Origin of the sequence: Heyndrickxia camelliae (assembly GCF_002844575.1) — a bacterium.
Lineage (GTDB): Bacteria > Bacillota > Bacilli > Bacillales > Bacillaceae_C > Margalitia > Margalitia camelliae.
Genome location: NZ_PIQO01000006.1, coordinates 158,214 through 176,957, shown reverse-complemented (window position 1 = coordinate 176,957; position 18,744 = coordinate 158,214). Strand labels below are relative to the sequence as shown.

Here is an 18,744-nt window from a genome sequence, read left to right as displayed (position 1 = left end):
AAGAGAGAGGGAATGAAATGAAAGTTGGTTATTTAGGTCCAAGAGGAACATTCACAGATTTAGCAGTTAAATCTGCTTTCCCTGATTATGAGGGAATTGCTTATACAACTATTCCCGAATGTATGGAAGCAGTACAGAAAGAAGAAGTGGAGATAGCGGTTGTTCCTTTTGAAAATGCGCTCGAAGGATCTGTTCATTTAACAATTGATTTTTTATTCCATGAGGAGACAGTCCCCATAAAGGCTGAGCTAATCGTCCCTATTCAGCAGCATTTAATGGTTCATCCTTCTCAGCAAGGGAATTGGAGAGAAGTAGAAAAAATCCTTTCACATCCGCAAGCTATTGCACAAAGTCATAAATTTTTATACCGTGATTTTAGAGGTGTAACGATTGAACAGATGACTTCTACTGCAGCGGCAGCAAAATATATAAGTGAGCATCCGGAATTAAAAATAGCTGCGATTGCGAATAAAATTGCCGCCGAAAAATACAAACTTTCTATTGTAAGAGAAAATATACATGATTATGCTTTTAATCATACTAGGTTTATTGTATTAAGCCGCCATGATGAAGAGCAGCTGTCTATCCAGTTAACTGGCACGGAGAACGTCAAAACCACCGTTATGGTGACGATTCCAACGGATCGTGCTGGAGGTCTTCATCAAGTTTTATCTGCTTTTGCTTGGAGACAAATTAATTTAAGCAAAATTGAATCCCGGCCACTAAAGACAGGTTTGGGTAATTACTTTTTCATGATTGATATCAATGAAAGCATGGATAATGTTCTAGTAAAAAATGCAATAGAAGAAATAGAATCACTAGGTTGTATTGTGAAATTAATAGGAAGTTACCGAACTTATGAGGTAGAAAAAATATAAAAATAGGGGTGTTGCAATTGATTTTGCAGCACCCTTAATTATTTTCTCTAAATAGCAATCCTGCTTCCTTTAATGAGTGGATAGCCTCTTCTAACACTTGTTCACTTTGGGCTGCAATGGTGTGTAAGTGAATCCCTCCAGTTAAGACGGATAAATAGGCAGCTTGTGTACGATTGATTTTATCAACAAATTGTTCGACTTCTCGTCGATTGGATACCATAATGGATGCTGTTAGGTCCCCATAGACAGGATGTTCCACTTTTACATCCTTAACTGTGACACCGTGATCTACTAATAAATTTAGTTCCTTTTCCGTGTCTTCAGGACGATGAAGGCATGCAATAATCTTTTCTGTTAAAGTTTTCTCTGTTGGTGGCTTCAAATATATATAACCTTGACTTGTGGCAATAATAGGTTCATTTTTCGCTTTTAAAAGCGTAATATCGTTTACTATAACTTGTCTGCTGACATTTGCTTCCTTTGCCAGGTCACCACCTGTGATAGGAGATTTACTTTCTTGAAGCAATTTCAACAAGAACGCTCGGCGGTCATCTCCAAGAAGTTTTTTATCCGACAATAATCTCCCCTCCCAACACCTATATAGTTGAATATTACCATATGTAATTTAATGAACAAAATAATTTATTTTAAAATGTACAGATTACGAAAAGTAAAATGGTTCATCCAATTCTGAAGACGACAGAGCGTTAAAAAACGTATCTCCCTTATCCGGGAGGCATATTTTATTTAATTTCATCATAAATTTTTGTGAAGATTATTAGCATTTTGCCTATTTTCACATACGATATATGGACTTATGCCTGAGGAGGGGAAATGAGTGAAGATCCATATAGTACAAAAAGGGGATACTCTTTGGAAAATTGCCAAAAAATACGGCGTTGATTTTGAAGAGTTAAAGAAAATGAATTCTCAGCTTTCAAATCCCGATATGATTATGCCGGGTATGAAAGTAAAAGTGCCAACCACAGGAGGATCGGTAGTAAAACACGTAGGAAATCCGGGAAACCCAGGAAACCAGGGAAACCCAGGAAAAAAAGAGTTTCCGCAAGCGGTTCATCCATTTGCGCAGCAACAACCTCCTACACTTCCGGTTCAAAAAGAAATTATAAAGGAAGTACCAATCATAAAGGAAGTACCAAAAAAAGAAACCATTGTGCATAAAGAAATATACACTCCACAAATGCCTCAACCAGTTGTTCCCGAAATCGATATAAATAATTACTATATGACGAATATGGCACAAATACAGACTCAACAGCCTGTTCAACCACCTGTTCAACAACCTGTAATGATGGAAGAAGAACCAGAATGCCCACCTATTATGCCAATTCAAGAGGAGTGTTATGAAATGTATCCTAATTATATGTTGCCATTTCCTGATTGCGGATGTGGTCCTACTCCATATACCTATCAATATCCGTATATGACACATATGCCAGCTTATAATACTATGCCAGTTACAGGGCACGAAATGATGATGCCAACAATGCAACATGGGGAGCATTGGGGAGAATACGATGATGAGTCTTCTTCATCTATGCCAATGTATCCACATCCTGGTATGCAAGTAGATAGCTATGGACCTTACCAAGGGCAACCTCAATATGGTACGACGAATGTGATTCATCAAGGTTTTGAAATTCACGGAAGACAAAATATTCCAGGACAATTATCGGTTCAAGGCGGAGGACACTCCCATAGCGGATATCCTCAAACAATGGGTGGACAATTCCCAAGTTCACATTTTCAAACTGGCCAATATATGGGCGGTCATTATCCTGGCATGCAAACCCCGGGTGGAGGATATATGAGTAGTCAATATCCTCATGGACAATATCCTGGTGGTCATTATATGGGAGGAGCAATGCCATATGGGCAACAATATGGATATCATCAGCCATATTCACCATATGGACACCCATATGGAATGCAAGGCGGACAGTATCCATATGGTATGGGATACCCAGGAATGCAAGGAAGTTATCCTTCTCCAAGGCAAGATGATGATGATTGTGAAGACTGTTAAAAATGGGAAAGAGGGAGACGAGAACAAGCGTCTCCTTCTTTATTTATCTGATGTAACTGGAGAAAACTTTGTCAGCATTACCTCCATTAAAGAAGGGGTGTGGCTCTGTAAAACAACAGATTCTAAATGGATCTTAAAAGAATTTTTCAGTCCCAAAAGCCTTAATATGCAAATAAAACTTACCGAATTACTGTTCTCTCATCATTTTTCCCAGACATATCGATTTCATCCTGTCCATGCAAAAAAGGATATCTCGTTTAATAAAAGGACATATGGATTAATCCAATATATTGAAAGAAATCTTGATGGTAAAAAATTTTCGTATCATTCCCATGAAAATCGTATGAAGGCGTTACAGCTATTAAAAAAATTCCATCATGTCACAGAACAGTTTTCAGGAAAATTCGAGAATGACATGCATGTATTCAATCAAATCAAAAAATGGCAAAATAGGTTGCATGAATTTAAAGCAAACGAAAAATATTTGGAGAGATGGCTTCCTAAGAAATTTTATTTTGCATTTTTAGATTGGTCAGAATGGTCTCTTGATTACATGATAAGAAATAAAGATTATTTTTTTAGGAAACCATATTGCATTATTCATGGAGATGTTGCTCATCATAATTTTATTTTAGGCAAGGATGATTTGTATTTAATTGATTTTGATTTGGCAAAAGTAGCCCCGCATTTTATAGATGATTTACAATTTTGCAATCGAATATTACCTCATTTGAATTGGTCATTAAAAAATTTGACCTTATATAAACCGTTAGAAAGAAATATCGAAGAGAATCCATTTTTAGCTGCGTTAATCTACCCAACCGATTTATTAAGAGAATGGAACTATTTTCTTAAGTACGAGCAAGGAAGAGGTCGGCTATCCTCTTTTTTAAAAGAAATAACTTTCAGAGAATTCAACGAAAGAGAAAAGTTTGTAAAAGAGGTTATTTCTCAATTTAAGCATTTCTAAGTTGGATAAAGTTCCAGAATTTCTGTGTAATTAAAACCATTTCTCACTCACAAACTAAAGTAGAGCATAAATGTTTGCTCTACCTAAAATATAGGGGGAGTTTTGGTTTGCAAAAAAAATTATTTGTTGCACCCATATCAGCATTATTAATAAGTGGATTAGCCGCTTGTGCTCAGGATAAAAATGCAGTAAATGATCAAAACGTAAACAGATTCCAGCCTGTAGGGTATTCAACGAACGACCGCAACAATACGGTGGATCATGATGGGCCATTGACAGAAATAATGGATTATTCGACTGGAAATGTTGATCATGTGAAAAATAATAATCGCTTTCTACCGTCAGGATATCCCGATGATTATGAGCCACATTTAAATTCATCCATGACACAATATAATACCAATATTTCAACTGTGAATCGCGAAAGACATTTACGAGATATTAACTATCATGGCCACTTAAACACGAGGAACAGCAAAGCTCGCCCATCCTATTACAATGCTTATGAAGGTAAGCTTGCGGAAGATATTTCGAATACAGCTGCTGCTATACCGAATGTTTCAGATGCTCGGACCATCATTGATGGCAACAGAGTGTTAATAGCAGTTGCGGTGAAAGATGATAAAAAAGCAAAAGCAACTAAAAGTTCAGTTGAAAAAGCGGTTCATCCATATTTAAGGGGACGAAATTATGTGGTTACCACCAATATCGGTAACTATTATCGGGTAAGACAATTAGATAATGATTTGCGGAACGGCGGACCGAAAGAAATAATTAAACTTGATACTGATAAAATGTTTCAAGGTTATAACGAATAATCAACAAAATAAGACTTCTTAGGAATAGTTAAGGTAATCCCTGCTATTCCTTTTTTTACTAATTTTTTTTAAAAAAGGATATTAATCTAAAAAAGGGTCACACTATGAATACGAATATAGAAATGTATATTTGGATATAGAGGTGACAACGATGACTTTTGTTGTACGAACGGTCGTTATGATAGCGGTGCTTTTTGGTATAGATTTCACAACTTTGCCGCCTGCAGAAAAAGAATATCATCATGTAAATAAAGCTAATGTTCAACCATCCGAAGTGGTTCTTTCCAAAGGAAAAAAAACAATCATTTTAGAGAGAGTTTTTGTTGATGGAGAAGTTAGTGAAGAAATTCTTCATGAGCCGTATGTATCAACTAAAGAATATATGAAAAAATACAAAGATTGGAAATTAGTTGAAATGGATGATGCTCAGCTTGTTTTTCAGAAACAAGTAGATGATATTTCTCCTTTGCTTAAGTCAAATGGCTATTTTGGGATTTCAAATGATGGGACATTAAGCATCTTTAATGGAAAACCAAATAAAGCAGATATCATTCAGTCCTTTTTTCAGATTGATATGAAAAAATTAGAAGGGAAAAAGCAAGAGGAATTGTTAAAAGGGATTCCGATAAAGTCAAAAGAGGATTATACTAGTGTATTAGAAACGTTAAAGCGTTACTCAATACCAGGAAAAGAACAATAATGATATGCATATCTATCAAAAACCGACAGCCAGTCGGTTTTTTTCTAATTAAGAGCAAATGAAGTATAAATTTTTACGTAGAATATTTAATTAGGATCTGTATGCTAATGGGCAAGAGGCTTGCGCTTTTCTTGACTACCAATTAGCATAATGGATATGTTACAATGGAGAATAGTGATAAAGAACTTAATTGCTTGGGGTTAGTGAAATTTGAAGGGAAATTTCACTAGTTGGTAAGAGGAGAGAAAAAGATTGTATGAATTTATAAAAGGAACCATTGAGTATGTTTGTCCGGAGTTTATTGTTATTGAAAATGGTGGGATTGGTTATCAGATTTCTACTCCAAATCCATTTACTTTTTCAAGTCTCTATGGGCAAACAACGATAATCTATACATATCAGCATGTTAGGGAAGATTTAATTGCATTATATGGCTTCCAACAAAGAGAAGAACGCGCTTTATTTAAAAAATTATTAGGGGTTTCCGGAATTGGTCCAAAAGGTTCTTTGGCTATTTTAGCCTATGGAGAACCTACTCAGGTTATTCAAGCAATTGAAAACGAAAATGAAGCTTTTTTAACGAAATTTCCTGGGGTCGGAAAGAAGACTGCACGGCAAATGATTCTCGATTTGAAGGGCAAGCTACAAGATGTAGTTCCTGATTATTTTCCAAACCTATTTAATGAGAACGGTGTGGAAGAAGCAGTGGAATCTCATTCATTTGATGAAGCAATCCTTGCGCTTAAAGCATTGGGATATTCAGATAAGGAAATCAAGAAGGTTTCAAAAGAATTACAAAAAGAAAAATTATCGACAGACCAATATATAAAATTAGCCTTGAAAAAATTAATGAAATAATATAGTAGAGGGAGGGAGAAGATTGGTAGATAGGGTAGTTTCCGGTGCTGCAAACAGTCAAGATCTCTCATTTGAACAAAGCTTGAGACCACAGGTTTTATCACAATATATCGGTCAAGATAAGGTAAAAGATAATTTAGCCATTTTTATTGAAGCAGCAAAGCAAAGAAAGGAAACATTAGACCATGTCCTTCTTTACGGTCCTCCTGGTCTTGGAAAAACAACTTTAGCTGCTGTAATCGCTAATGAAATGGGTGTGAATATCAGGACCACTTCCGGACCTGCGATTGAACGTCCTGGTGATTTGGCTGCTATTTTAACGGCATTGGAGCCGGGAGAAGTTTTATTTATCGATGAAATCCATCGTTTACCGAGGGCAATCGAAGAAATTTTATATCCGGCAATGGAAGATTTTTGTTTGGATATAGTAATTGGGAAAGGACCAAGTGCAAGATCTGTTCGGTTAGATTTGCCGCCATTTACTCTTGTCGGTGCTACTACAAGGCAGGGAGCCATTTCCGCACCGCTTAGGGATCGATTCGGGGTGCTGTGCCGACTTGAATATTATTCGGAAAATCAACTAACAAACATTGTTTTAAGAACGGCAGAAATTCTCCATACTGGTATTGATAGAGAAGGTGCAATTGAAATCGCCCGCAGATCAAGAGGGACTCCCAGAATTGCAAATCGATTGTTAAGAAGGGTTCGCGACTATGCACAAGTACAAGGGAATGGTAAGATCACCATGGAGCTTGCTGAAACGGCTTTAGAAAGGCTGCAAGTAGACCGCTTAGGCTTAGATCATATTGATCATAAACTGTTAAAAGGCATCATTGAAAAATTCAAAGGTGGCCCAGTTGGTTTGGAAACCATTGCCGCAAGTATTGGAGAAGAATCAGATACTATTGAAGATGTATATGAGCCATATTTGCTGCAAATAGGCTTTTTGCAAAGAACCCCACGAGGAAGAATGGTGACAAAGCTTGTATATGACCACTTCCACATAGAAATTCCAACAATGTAATATAAAAGCATGAAAAAGTACATTTTTTAAAATCTATGGTATATAACATTATTATTCCGTGTCTAGCGCGAAGCAACTATCCGTTAGCGGATTTCTGCCACTTTCCATGCGATAGGTCAAAGATTCAGAAATCCATCCATAGGCTAGAGTTCCAGGCACTTATACTTTTCTAACTAATATAAACATGAAGGTGACAACTGTGAAAGTAGACATATTTGATTTTCATTTACCAGAAGAATTAATTGCTCAAACTCCTTTGAAAAATCGGTCAGACAGCCGGTTAATGGTACTTAACAAGGAAAATGGCGAAATAGAACATACTATTTTTAAAAACATTACCAGTTATTTGCGAAAAGGCGACTGCCTCGTACTAAACGATACAAAGGTATTGCCTGCCAGATTATTCGGAGTAAAAGAAGATACTGGTGCACATATCGAAGTTTTATTATTAAAACAGCTCGAGGAAAATAATTGGGAAACACTTGTTAAACCGGCAAAAAGGGTCAAGGTTGGAACAAAACTAATCTTTGGAGATGGACAGCTTATTGCCCACTGTGTGAAAGAAGAGGAGCATGGCGGACGGGTACTAAAATTTGAATATGAAGGTATTTTCTATGAAGTATTAGAGGCGTTGGGGGAAATGCCGTTACCTCCGTACATTAAAGAAAAATTGGATGATAAAGATCGTTACCAAACCGTCTATGCGAAAGAACGTGGTTCTGCTGCGGCACCTACAGCTGGTTTGCATTTTACAGAAGAACTTCTGGAAGAAATTAAAAATATGGGTGTCCATATTACGTTCATTACTCTGCATGTAGGGCTAGGAACTTTTCGACCTGTAAGTGTTGAGAATGTAGAGAAACATGATATGCATTCGGAATATTATCAAGTTTCCAAGGAAACGGCGGATTTAATTAATCGTGTGCGAAAACAGGGTGGAAGAATTATATCTGTTGGGACAACCTCTACAAGAACACTGGAAACGATAGCTTCAGAGCATGATGGAGAAATAGTTGCCCAAAATGGATGGACGGATATTTTCATTTATCCTGGATATCAATTTAAAGGAATTGATGGCATGATTACAAACTTCCACTTACCGAAATCCACGTTAATTATGCTGGTAAGTGCTTTGGCAGGAAGAGAACATATTCTCCATGCTTACGAAACAGCCGTACAAGAAAAATATAGATTTTTTAGTTTTGGAGATGCCATGCTAATAATATAAATGGTGTTTTGGAAGGAGTTTATACATTTGACAGCAATTAAATACGAATTAATCAAGACGTGCAAACAAACAGGTGCACGTCTTGGGAAAATTCATACACCCCATGGTTCTTACGACACACCTATGTTTATGCCAGTGGGAACATTAGCTACAGTGAAAACAATGTCACCCGAAGAACTAAAGGAAATAGGAAGCGGCGTGATATTAAGCAATACTTATCATCTATGGCTTCGTCCTGGTCATGACATTGTACGTGAAGCAGGCGGACTACATAAATTTATGAATTGGGATCAAGCAATCCTAACAGATTCAGGCGGATTTCAGGTTTTTAGTTTAAGTGATTTTCGCAAAATTGAAGAAGAGGGAGTCCATTTTCGGAATCATTTAAATGGAGATAAGTTATTTTTATCTCCTGAAAAATCAATGGAAATCCAAAATGCTTTAGGTTCAGACATTATGATGGCTTTTGATGAATGTCCGCCATTTCCTGCGACACATGAATATATGAAAAAGTCAGTAGAGAGAACTTCAAGATGGGCGGAACGATGCTTGAAATCTCATAACCGTACTAGTGATCAAGGACTATTTGGAATAGTTCAAGGTGGAGAATATGAGGATTTGCGTCGCTTAAGTGCAGCTGATTTGACCTCTCTTGATTTTCCAGGTTATGCAGTGGGTGGATTATCTGTAGGAGAACCAAAAGATGTGATGAATAGAGTGTTAGAATTTACTACTCCGCTTCTTCCGGCAAACAAGCCGAGATATTTAATGGGCGTGGGCTCACCCGACTCATTAATTGATGGTGCCATACGAGGAATTGATATGTTTGACTGTGTACTTCCAACGAGGATTGCAAGAAATGGCACAGTTATGACGAGTGAAGGCAGACTAGTAGTTAAAAATGCGAAATATGCTAGGGATTTTAGTCCTCTTGATAAAAATTGTGATTGTTATGCTTGTAGAAACTATACACGAGCTTATATTCGCCACTTAATGAAATGTGATGAAACTTTTGGAATTAGACTTACATCTTACCATAATCTCTATTTTCTGTTACAATTGATGAAAGAAGTTAGACAAGCAATTATGGAAGATAGGCTTGGTGATTTTCGGGAAGAATTTTTTGAGCAGTACGGATTTAATCGTCCAGATGCGAAAAACTTCTAAATAGATATTCTACAGAAAGGAGGAATAAGAATGGCATTTGCTCAAATTATCCCTATTGTCTTAATGATTGTTCTGTTCTATTTCTTATTAATCAGACCAAATCAAAAGAGACAAAGAAAGATTCAAGATATGCAAAACAGTCTTTCAAAAGGCGATAAAATCGTCACAATTGGAGGACTACATGGGATTATCGATTCCCTTGACGATAATAAAATTGTCTTAAAATGTGGGGATGGAAGCCGTCTTACATATGACCGCTCAGCGATTCGCGAAGTGGTAGAACAAGTAAAAAGGCCAGAGCCAGTTTCCACTTTGGAAAATGAAAAGAAGCAATCTTAATTGCTTCTTTTTTTGTTAATGTAAGTATTACACATATTTCGATTTCCCAGAAAGCATATTTACTCCTAAAACTCCCCCCATCATTGCTGTTAGAATATAACAAATGTGATAAACAGTTTGTTCAAAAGTAAATACATTCCCGTATCCTAAGTACTGAGATAAGAAAATAATAAATGTATAAAGGATACCCGTTAATGTTCCAAGCAACCATCCTTTTTCCTTCCCTTTACTTCCGCAAACAAAACCGCCAATAAACAAAGCAATAAAAGAAATAATGGTTACGAAAAGTCTAATGGAATGCTCTTGTAAATTGGTAAATCGCAATATAAAGGAAATTATAAGACTGGAAATGGTGATGATAATAAATATAACTAATACACCATATAAGACACTTGTTCCCATTTTTTTCGTTTCTATTTTCGTTCTCTCCCTCCGTATTAACGTTTCTTCATCTAGTACAAGCATATTCTTCAGCTGAAAATTTAGAATCAAAAATTTGAAAGGAAAGTCATGAGAAAACGAAAAAATTTGTAAAAAATGCTAACAACTATTTCCAAGCTATTTTTCACTATATCTGAACATACTAACTGTTAAAGTGCCATTAGGAGGGAAACAGGATGTACGATTATTTCGTAATCATTTTACGAACATTAGTGTTATATGCCAGTATCCTTATCATCTTTCGCTTAATGGGGAAAAGAGAAATTGGTGAATTAAGTGTATTGGATTTAGTTGTATTTATCATGATGGGTGAAATGGCAGCAGTAGCAATTGAAAATTTTAAATCTCCCATATTTCACACCCTAGTACCGATGGTGGGGTTATTAATTATTCAAACGATACTTGCTCTCATCTCCATTAAGAGCTCGCGGTTTAGAAAAGTAATTGATGGATCACCAACCATTATTATCAATAAAGGCAAAATAGATGAAAATGCAATGCGTAAAATCCATTATAATTTTGATGATCTTCTTATGCAACTTAGGACAAAGGATATAAATAATATTGCAGATGTCGAATTTGCCATTCTTGAAACATCTGGAGAGCTATCTATTGTCAAAAAGGATAAAAAGAAGAAAAAAACTAATACTTTTACAATGCCTTTAATTATGGATGGTCAAATTATTCAAGCTAATTTGCAAAGAACAGAAAAAAGTGAAATGTGGTTAAGAAGAGAACTCAGAAAAAGAGGTTATTCTAATATTAAAGATATCTCATTATGCAGCTTTCAAGATGGGCAATTTTATATTGATTTAATTGACGAGAAGAAATAACGAAGTGGCCATTTCTATGGCCACTTCGTTAAATAAATTTGTTAATGATTGGAATTAAACGCAAATCAGATTTTGTTAATAGCTTGGTGCCAAGTAATAATAACACATATAGTATGCTAGTAAGTATGATACAAATCAGCAAGTGGATAATAGCCAATTCATGGAAAGAAATGTGATGATAGATCCAATATCCAAAGACGCAGGCTAATATCGTTACAATGGAAAATTTAACGTATTCCAACACATAAATTGTAAAAGAAATTTTTTTAAGTATTGTAGCAAAATGCAGCAATGTAACTAATACGATGCTTGTAACGATCCCCAGTGCAGCACCGTTTATTCCAAACTCTGGACGAGAGGCAAGTATAAAAATTACTGCAAGCTTAACAATTGCCCCAATTAAACTATTTATCATAGCAGCTCTGGCCATATCTAATGCTTGCAGAGTTGCTTGTAATGGGCCTTGATAATACTGTAAGAGAAAAAAGGGTGCCATTATTTTAATAAACTGTGAACCGTTGCTGTTACCATACATCGCCTTCATTAACGGATCGGCAAAAACGTATAAAATAATGACAGATAATCCACCAGCCAACAAAGAGAATCTTAGTGCTTGCTGCAGTCGGTGCTCTACTAGTTCACTATTCCTTTTAGTATTTGCTTCACTTATCGCGGGTACAAGAGCAGTCGATAAGGAAGAGGTCACAAAGGAAGGAAGCATCATTAACGGCATTGCAAAGCCAGTTAGGAGACCATATTGTTTGGTGGCTATACTTGTTGTTATACCGGCAATTGCCAAACTATTAGCAACGATAATAGGCTCTAAAAACCAAGAAACATTTCCTATTAAACGGCTACCGAGAGAAGGCAGTGCTACACTCATTAACTCGTTTAATGCATCTCTTCCTGACTTTACAACATGAAAGAAGTTTCTGCGAACTCTGAATTTCTTCTTTAGCTTAAACATGGTGAACATATAAAGTAAGGATATCAATTCTCCTAAAATGGAAGCAAACATAACCCCTGCTGCTGCATATTCAACTCCAAAAGGTAAAAAAGCATTTGCAAACACTGCAATTAAAAAAATTCTTACCACTTGCTCTATCATTTGTGAAATAGCAAACGGCTTCATATTTTGTTTGCCTTGGAAATATCCTCGCAATACTGCAGAAACAGCAACAATTGGGATGATTGGCGTTATCGCTACTAATGGATAATAAATTCTGGAATCTGTAAATAATACTTGTGTTAAATAAGGAGCCAATAAAATTAACCCTGGTGTAAAGATTAAGGATAGAGAAATTGTTATGGTTAAGGAAACAACTAAAATTTTTTTAATTTTTTGACGGTCTCCTATTGCGTCAGCCTCTGCAACACATTTTGAAATGGCAACAGGGAGCCCGAGCTGAGTAATCGAAATGACAAGCATAAGAGTAGGGAAAGCCATCATGTATAACCCTACACCTTCTTCACCGAGAAATCGTGCAATTACAATTCGATTTATAAACCCTAAGACTCTTGTGAAAAGCCCTGCCGCTAATAAAATCATCGTCCCCTTGAGAAACCTTGACATCATTTTAACCTACCTTCTCAAAATCGGTAATTTCATATACAATTAGATATATATGCTGCATGATGGACAAAGCATGACAAGTTCATTATGAGGAGGGAAGAGGGGTTGGATAATATACATCCGTATGATGAATATTTTGAATTGCTTCAACCTGCGTTAAAAAGCAAAGTGGAGGAGTTCTTATTAATTGGGTATGGGAAAGTGGAAATAAAGGATTTATGGGAATACCTGACGAAAAAGAAATGGAAAAAAACAAAAGCAGATATAAGATTGCATGAGCTATTTTCAGACGTCCTATCAGTAAAAGTAGGAGAATATATGAACTTCACAACAATAGAGGCATATAAATCTTCCAACTGGTTTGTGGAACTTGACGGAGATGAATTACGAGAGCTATTAAAACCAAATGATAATTAATTAAGTAGATTAAAACAAAAATTGACACATTTTTTTTTCTAATTCATAATGATTAATAACTGAATAAAACTGCACTTATAAGAAATAAGTAGATTTTGTAGCTTTTTATTTTTGCTGGGAGGATTTTACATAATGGTAAAAAGAAGTCGTATCATTGCCTTCTTTCTGATTGTCCTTTTATTTGCAGGACTATTGGGAGGCACTACTGACAGTATTGTGAAAAAAATTAACCTAGGTCTCGATCTGCAAGGCGGCTTTGAAGTCTTATACAAAGTAGAACCTGCTATTAAGGGACAGAAAATTACAAAAGATGTTTTAAATAACACTGTCAAGGCCCTTGATAAACGTGTGAATGCTCTTGGTGTGAATGAACCAAGTATTCAAATAGAGGGTAAAGACAGAATTCGTGTTCAGCTTGCAGGCGTTAAGAATCAAGATGAAGCACGAAAAATGTTGTCCACTGAAGCAAATATATCATTTCGCGATGTAAACGATAAAAAGATGATGGACGGTACAGATTTAGTTCAGGGATCCGCGAAGCAATCTTTTGATGAAGCTGGAAATCCTGATGTTGTACTTAAATTAAAGGATCGTAGTAAGTTCAAAAATGTTACCAAAAAGATTCTTGATATGGCTCCAAATAATCAATTAATTATTTGGATGGATTTTAAAGAGGGCAAAGATTCCTATAAGGCAGAGGTTGCAAAGAAAAATCCTCGATTCCTCTCTAATCCAAGTGTATCTCAAGTGTTAAATACAGATAGTGTGCAAATTACAGGTAACTTTACAGTGGAAGAGGCACAAAATCTTGCCTCTCTATTAAAAGCTGGTGCACTGCCAGTTAAAATGAAAGAAGAATATTCCACATCCGTAGGGGCGAAGTTTGGACAACACTCTCTAAATACAACTGTTACAGCAGGTATTATTGGAGTTATTGTCATTTTCTTATTCATGATTGGCTATTATCGTTTGCCAGGGGTTATTGCAACAATTACATTAATGATTTATATCTACTTAACGCTTTTAATTTTCCATCTGATACATGGTGTCTTAACCTTGCCAGGTATTGCCGCTTTGGTTCTCGGGGTCGGTATGGCAGTCGACGCCAATATCATTACGTATGAGCGGATTAAAGAAGAAATTCGGGTTGGAAGGACGATAAAATCTGCCTTTCATGCCGGGAATAAATCATCATTTATTGCGATTTTTGATGCCAATATTACAACAATATTAGCTGCAGCAGTATTGTTCGTTTACGGAAATAGCTCCGTAAAAGGTTTTGCTACCATGTTAATTATCAGTATTCTGTTAAGTTTCCTTACAGCTGTGTATGGAGCTAGAATCTTCTTAAGCTTCTGGGTTAATAGTAATGTACTGAAAAATAAACCTGGTTGGTTTGGGGTTAATCGCAAACATATTCATAATTTAGCTGATAATATAGATACACATGATTTATCTACGCATTTCGATAAATTTGATTTTGTAAAGCATCGAAAAATATTCTATTCCATTGCTATCGGTCTGACTGTTTTGGGAATAATTTTCCTTGCGATTTTCCGTTTGAATTTAAGTATTGACTTTTCTAAAGGTTCTCGTTTGCAAATAATGGCAAAACAACCATTAACGGAGCAACAAATCGAATCTGATTTACAAACTCTTCATCTGACTCCGGAAGATATAGTATTAGGTGGAAGTAAAAATCAAGTTGGTGTTGTCCGATTTAAAGATGACTTCTCAAAACAAAAAGAGGAACAAGTTAAATCCTATTTTGACAATAAATATGGAAACCATACTACCAGTTTGAGCAAAGTATCTCCTACTGTAGGAAAAGAACTTGCAAAGAATGCGATTATTTCGCTTATTATCGCTGCAATAGGGATCATAATATACGTTTCTATTCGATTTGAATGGAGAATGGGATTGGCGGCCATTGTTTCACTCTTGCATGATGCCTTTCTGATAGTTGCCTTCTTCAGTATTACAAGACTGGAAGTAGATTTAACCTTTATAGCGGCTGTTTTAACAATCGTGGGTTATTCTATCAACGATACCATTGTTACATTTGACCGAATCCGCGATAACATGAAGTCAAAAGGAAGACTTAAAACAACAGAAGATATTGCAAACATTGTAAATGCTGGTATACGTCAAACCTTAACCCGCTCCATTAACACAGTGTTAACAGTAGTTATTACTGCGGTTGCATTGTTAATATTCGGAAGTGAGTCGATTCGAAACTTCTCTATTGCCTTATTAGTCGGATTGATTATGGGTTGCTACTCTTCTATTTTCATCGCGGCACAGCTTTGGTTTGATCTAAAGAATAAGGAATTGAAGAAGAAAGGTACTCTGAAAACAGTAAAAGAAAAACGTAAATGGTCAGATGAACCACAAGTTTAAACATAAAAAAGGAACCTGATATTTTAGGTTCCTTTTTTATATACAAAGTATAACAGTATGTGAAAAAAGTGGTTATTCTGATTGTCTTTTACCTTAGAATGAAAGGATGACAGAGTAGAATTATTAATTGTATAATTAGATTGTTAAGAGGTGAACCTATGTTAAAATCTAAAACGCGCTGGGTAGTTCAAGACAGCGTACCTGAAGCGGTTAATAAATTAGTAGAACAATTAAACATAACCCCGCTTGTTTCTACCTTATTAGTAAATCGTGGAATTGTAGAAACAGAAGAAGCGAGGTCTTTTTTATTTATGGAGGATGCAACCTTTCATGATCCATTTCTGCTTCCGGATATGAGCATTGCAGTAAATAGAATTAACCAAGCGATTGCTAATGACGAACCGATTCTTGTATTTGGTGATTATGATGCTGACGGTGTAAGCAGTACAACAGTCCTTATGACGGTTTTAAAGGATTTGGGTGCAAAAGCTGACTTCTATATTCCTAATCGCTTTACAGAGGGGTATGGACCAAATGAAAAGGCATTTCGTTGGGCAGAGTCTCATGGTTATAAATTAATTATTACGGTTGATACTGGAATAGCAGCAATTAATGAGGCAGCTATTGCTAAACAATTAGGATTAGATTTGATTATTACCGATCACCATGAGCCTGGTCCAGAGCTTCCTGCAGCATTGGCTATTGTTCATCCGAAACACCCAAAGAGTGAATATCCTTTTAAGGAATTAGCAGGTGTTGGGGTCGCGTTTAAATTGGCACACGCGTTATATAACCGCGTGCCGGAAGAATTATTAGATATAGTAACCATTGGTACAGTAGCAGACTTAGTCCCATTACATGGGGAAAATCGTCTGATAGTGAAAAAGGGTTTAAAGAGATTGGCGGTGACAGAGCGTCCTGGAATTTGTGCATTATATGCTTTAACGAATACCTCACCGGAAGATATAAATGAGGAAACAGTAGGATTTATACTTGCACCTCGTTTAAATGCTCCTGGACGTTTAGATCATGCAGGTCCCGCAGTTGAGCTATTATTAACCGATGATACCGAAAAAGCAAAAAGTATTGCGAAAGAAATTGATGGAATAAATAAAGAAAGACAAGCTATCGTGAACGAAATTACAAAAGATGCTATCTCCATGATTGAAACAGAATTTGACCTTCAAGATAATAAAGTAATTGTCATAGGTAAAGAAGGATGGAATCCAGGTGTAATAGGCATTGTGGCATCAAGGCTCGTTGAACGATATTATCGCCCCACCATTGTCTTAAATTTTGATGCCGAAAAAAGTTTGGCAAAGGGTTCTGCAAGAAGCATTGTCGGCTTTGATCTTTTTCAAAGTCTGTCGAAATGCCGCGATATATTGCCTCATTTTGGCGGTCATACAATGGCAGCGGGAATGACATTGGCATTAGAGGACGTGCCAGAATTACGTACCCGTTTAAATGAAATAGCTGAAACAAATCTATCTAATGAAGATTTTGTTCCGCTTACAGAAGTGGATGCAAGCATTCCACTTGAGGAAGTAAATTTAGAGTCAATACAACAGCTTAACTTGCTGGCGCCATACGGAACTGGAAATCCTAAGCCGAAAATCATTATGGAAGAATTAACTGTTAGCCAATTAAGGCAAATTGGCGCAGACAATAAACATTTAAAAGTCGTGTTAGAAAAAGAAGGAACTTCATTAGATGGAGTAGGTTTTGGGATGGGAGATTACTTCCACCAAGTATCCCCCGTAGCAAATGTATCTGTTTTAGGGGAATTAGCAATTAATGAATGGAATAACATACGAAAGCCACAAATATTTATAAGGGATATAAAAATTGAAGAATGGCAGCTCTTTGATGTTCGTGGGGTTAAACAATTAAATAAATGGATACCAAATATTCCTAAGAACGATACTTTATTTATAATGTTTCAGAAAAGAACGGCAGAAAAGCTTGCGTTGGATTCTTATCAACTAAATATTGTTCATATCAATAAGGAAACACAAAGTTTGGAACTTAAGGTGGATAATCGAAATATCGTTTTATTAGATCTTCCATCTTCTAAAGCATTACTAGATTTGCTTGTTAAAGAAAAGCAGCCTAGTCGCATTTATTGTCACTTTTACCATGAACTGGAGCATTTTTTCAGCACGATCCCAACAAGAGAGCATTTTAAATGGTATTATGCCTTCTTAATGAAACAAAAGATATTTAATATACAAAAACGCGGGGATGAGCTTGCTGCTTATAAAGGCTGGTCTCGGGAGACAATTGATTTTATGTCACTAGTGTTTTTTGAACTAGATTTTGTTACAATAGAGGATGGGCTAATTTCCCTTAAACCTGTGAAAGCAAAAAGAGATTTAGAAGAATCAAGATCATATCAAGCAAAACTTGAACAAATAACTCTTGAAAATGAACTTTTATATTCATCCTATAAAGAGTTGAAATCATGGTTTGATGAAAGAGTTTCACGTGCAGTGGAACATGAGGAGGAAATGACGAAATGGATTTAAAGCAGTATGTAACAATTGTCCCAGATTGGCCGAAAGAAGGCATTGTGTTTAAGGATATTACAACCTTAATGGACAATGGTGAAGCATATAAATTCGCTACAGATGAAATTGTTAAATATGCACAGGAAAAAGAAATTGATTTAGTGGTTGGTCCAGAAGCCCGTGGATTTATTATTGGGTGCCCGGTTGCCTATGCACTTGGAGTTGGTTTTGCACCAGTAAGAAAACCAGGTAAGCTCCCTAGAGAAACAATTCAAGTTGAGTATGGGTTGGAATACGGCAAAGATGCTTTAACGATTCACAAGGATGCCATTAAACCAGGACAACGGGTTCTTATTACAGATGATTTACTTGCAACTGGTGGCACAATTGAAGCAACCATTAAATTAGTAGAACAACTTGGTGGAGTTGTCGCTGGAATCGCTTTCTTAATTGAACTATCTTATTTAGAAGGTCGCAAAAAATTAGATGGTTACGATATACTTACATTAATGGAATATTAATAAGCACTCGAGTGAGTGCT

The 18,744-nt window shown here is 36.2% G+C and carries 17 protein-coding genes and 1 pseudogene; 15 read left to right on the top strand and 3 right to left on the bottom strand.

Annotated features, from left to right (window positions below; all coding sequences use genetic code 11):
• The first annotated feature begins 17 nt into the window (after positions 1 to 17).
• Positions 18 to 878 (top strand): prephenate dehydratase, encoded by an 861-nt coding sequence (gene pheA, locus CWO92_RS10695; RefSeq protein ID WP_101354189.1) that lies wholly within the window; start codon positions 18 to 20, stop codon positions 876 to 878.
• A gap of 34 nt (positions 879 to 912) precedes the next feature.
• Here the strand turns inward: pheA and CWO92_RS10690 are convergent, their stop codons facing one another.
• Entirely contained in the window at positions 913 to 1,455 is a 543-nt protein-coding gene (locus CWO92_RS10690; protein WP_101354188.1) for a transcription repressor NadR, read from the bottom strand.
• A 261-nt stretch (positions 1,456 to 1,716) separates the two neighbouring features.
• On the opposite strand from CWO92_RS10690, the pseudogene safA reads away from it, so the two are divergent.
• From safA to yajC, 9 genes and pseudogenes are all read left to right on the top strand, one after another.
• Positions 1,717 to 1,864: pseudogene (gene safA / locus CWO92_RS26685) on the top strand (SafA/ExsA family spore coat assembly protein); the annotation flags it as partial.
• Positions 1,865 to 2,848: 984 nt separating this feature from the next.
• Positions 2,849 to 3,895, top strand: coding sequence for a phosphotransferase (locus CWO92_RS10680; RefSeq protein ID WP_165786663.1), 1,047 nt, complete (start codon positions 2,849 to 2,851; stop codon positions 3,893 to 3,895).
• Between the two features lie 107 nt (positions 3,896 to 4,002).
• On the top strand, positions 4,003 to 4,713 hold the full coding sequence (locus CWO92_RS10675) for a YhcN/YlaJ family sporulation lipoprotein (RefSeq protein WP_165786662.1): 711 nt from the start codon (positions 4,003 to 4,005) through the stop codon (positions 4,711 to 4,713).
• 151 nt (positions 4,714 to 4,864) lie between these two features.
• Entirely contained in the window at positions 4,865 to 5,413 is a 549-nt protein-coding gene (locus tag CWO92_RS10670; protein ID WP_101354185.1) for a BofC C-terminal domain-containing protein, read from the top strand.
• A gap of 252 nt (positions 5,414 to 5,665) precedes the next feature.
• Positions 5,666 to 6,271 (top strand): Holliday junction branch migration protein RuvA, encoded by a 606-nt coding sequence (gene ruvA, locus CWO92_RS10665; protein ID WP_101354184.1) that lies wholly within the window; start codon positions 5,666 to 5,668, stop codon positions 6,269 to 6,271.
• A gap of 22 nt (positions 6,272 to 6,293) precedes the next feature.
• On the top strand, positions 6,294 to 7,295 hold the full coding sequence (gene ruvB / locus CWO92_RS10660; protein ID WP_101354183.1) for a Holliday junction branch migration DNA helicase RuvB: 1,002 nt from the start codon (positions 6,294 to 6,296) through the stop codon (positions 7,293 to 7,295).
• A 199-nt stretch (positions 7,296 to 7,494) separates the two neighbouring features.
• A complete protein-coding gene (queA, locus tag CWO92_RS10655) occupies positions 7,495 to 8,523 on the top strand; it encodes a tRNA preQ1(34) S-adenosylmethionine ribosyltransferase-isomerase QueA (RefSeq protein WP_101354182.1) in 1,029 nt (342 codons plus the stop codon).
• 27 nt (positions 8,524 to 8,550) lie between these two features.
• Positions 8,551 to 9,690, top strand: coding sequence for a tRNA guanosine(34) transglycosylase Tgt (gene tgt, locus CWO92_RS10650; RefSeq protein WP_101354181.1), 1,140 nt, complete (start codon positions 8,551 to 8,553; stop codon positions 9,688 to 9,690).
• Positions 9,691 to 9,720: 30 nt separating this feature from the next.
• On the top strand, positions 9,721 to 10,029 hold the full coding sequence (gene yajC, locus CWO92_RS10645) for a preprotein translocase subunit YajC (protein ID WP_101354180.1): 309 nt from the start codon (positions 9,721 to 9,723) through the stop codon (positions 10,027 to 10,029).
• A gap of 27 nt (positions 10,030 to 10,056) precedes the next feature.
• Here the strand turns inward: yajC and CWO92_RS10640 are convergent, their stop codons facing one another.
• A complete protein-coding gene (locus CWO92_RS10640; protein WP_437177535.1) occupies positions 10,057 to 10,494 on the bottom strand; it encodes a TIGR04086 family membrane protein in 438 nt (145 codons plus the stop codon).
• Positions 10,495 to 10,646: 152 nt separating this feature from the next.
• Between CWO92_RS10640 and CWO92_RS10635 the strand changes: the two genes are divergently transcribed.
• On the top strand, positions 10,647 to 11,303 hold the full coding sequence (locus tag CWO92_RS10635; RefSeq protein WP_101354178.1) for a DUF421 domain-containing protein: 657 nt from the start codon (positions 10,647 to 10,649) through the stop codon (positions 11,301 to 11,303).
• 28 nt (positions 11,304 to 11,331) lie between these two features.
• On the opposite strand, the gene spoVB is transcribed toward CWO92_RS10635, so the two are convergent.
• Positions 11,332 to 12,876 carry a stage V sporulation protein B gene (spoVB, locus tag CWO92_RS10630; protein ID WP_101354227.1) on the bottom strand — a complete coding sequence of 515 codons (1,545 nt, stop codon included), beginning with the start codon at positions 12,874 to 12,876 and terminating at the stop codon, positions 11,332 to 11,334.
• Positions 12,877 to 12,981: 105 nt separating this feature from the next.
• On the opposite strand from spoVB, the gene CWO92_RS10625 reads away from it, so the two are divergent.
• From CWO92_RS10625 to CWO92_RS10610, 4 genes are all read left to right on the top strand, one after another.
• Positions 12,982 to 13,293, top strand: a complete 312-nt coding sequence (locus tag CWO92_RS10625; protein ID WP_101354177.1) for a post-transcriptional regulator — start codon at positions 12,982 to 12,984, stop codon at positions 13,291 to 13,293.
• A 132-nt stretch (positions 13,294 to 13,425) separates the two neighbouring features.
• Positions 13,426 to 15,693: a protein translocase subunit SecDF gene (secDF, locus tag CWO92_RS10620; RefSeq protein WP_101354176.1), complete on the top strand. Its 2,268-nt coding sequence runs from the start codon at positions 13,426 to 13,428 to the stop codon at positions 15,691 to 15,693.
• Positions 15,694 to 15,851: 158 nt separating this feature from the next.
• Positions 15,852 to 18,221: a single-stranded-DNA-specific exonuclease RecJ gene (gene recJ, locus CWO92_RS10615; RefSeq protein ID WP_101354175.1), complete on the top strand. Its 2,370-nt coding sequence runs from the start codon at positions 15,852 to 15,854 to the stop codon at positions 18,219 to 18,221.
• Positions 18,212 to 18,724 carry an adenine phosphoribosyltransferase gene (locus CWO92_RS10610; protein ID WP_101354174.1) on the top strand — a complete coding sequence of 171 codons (513 nt, stop codon included), beginning with the start codon at positions 18,212 to 18,214 and terminating at the stop codon, positions 18,722 to 18,724. The genes recJ and CWO92_RS10610 overlap by 10 nt, the downstream gene beginning before the upstream one ends.
• Positions 18,725 to 18,744: the final 20 nt, after the last annotated feature.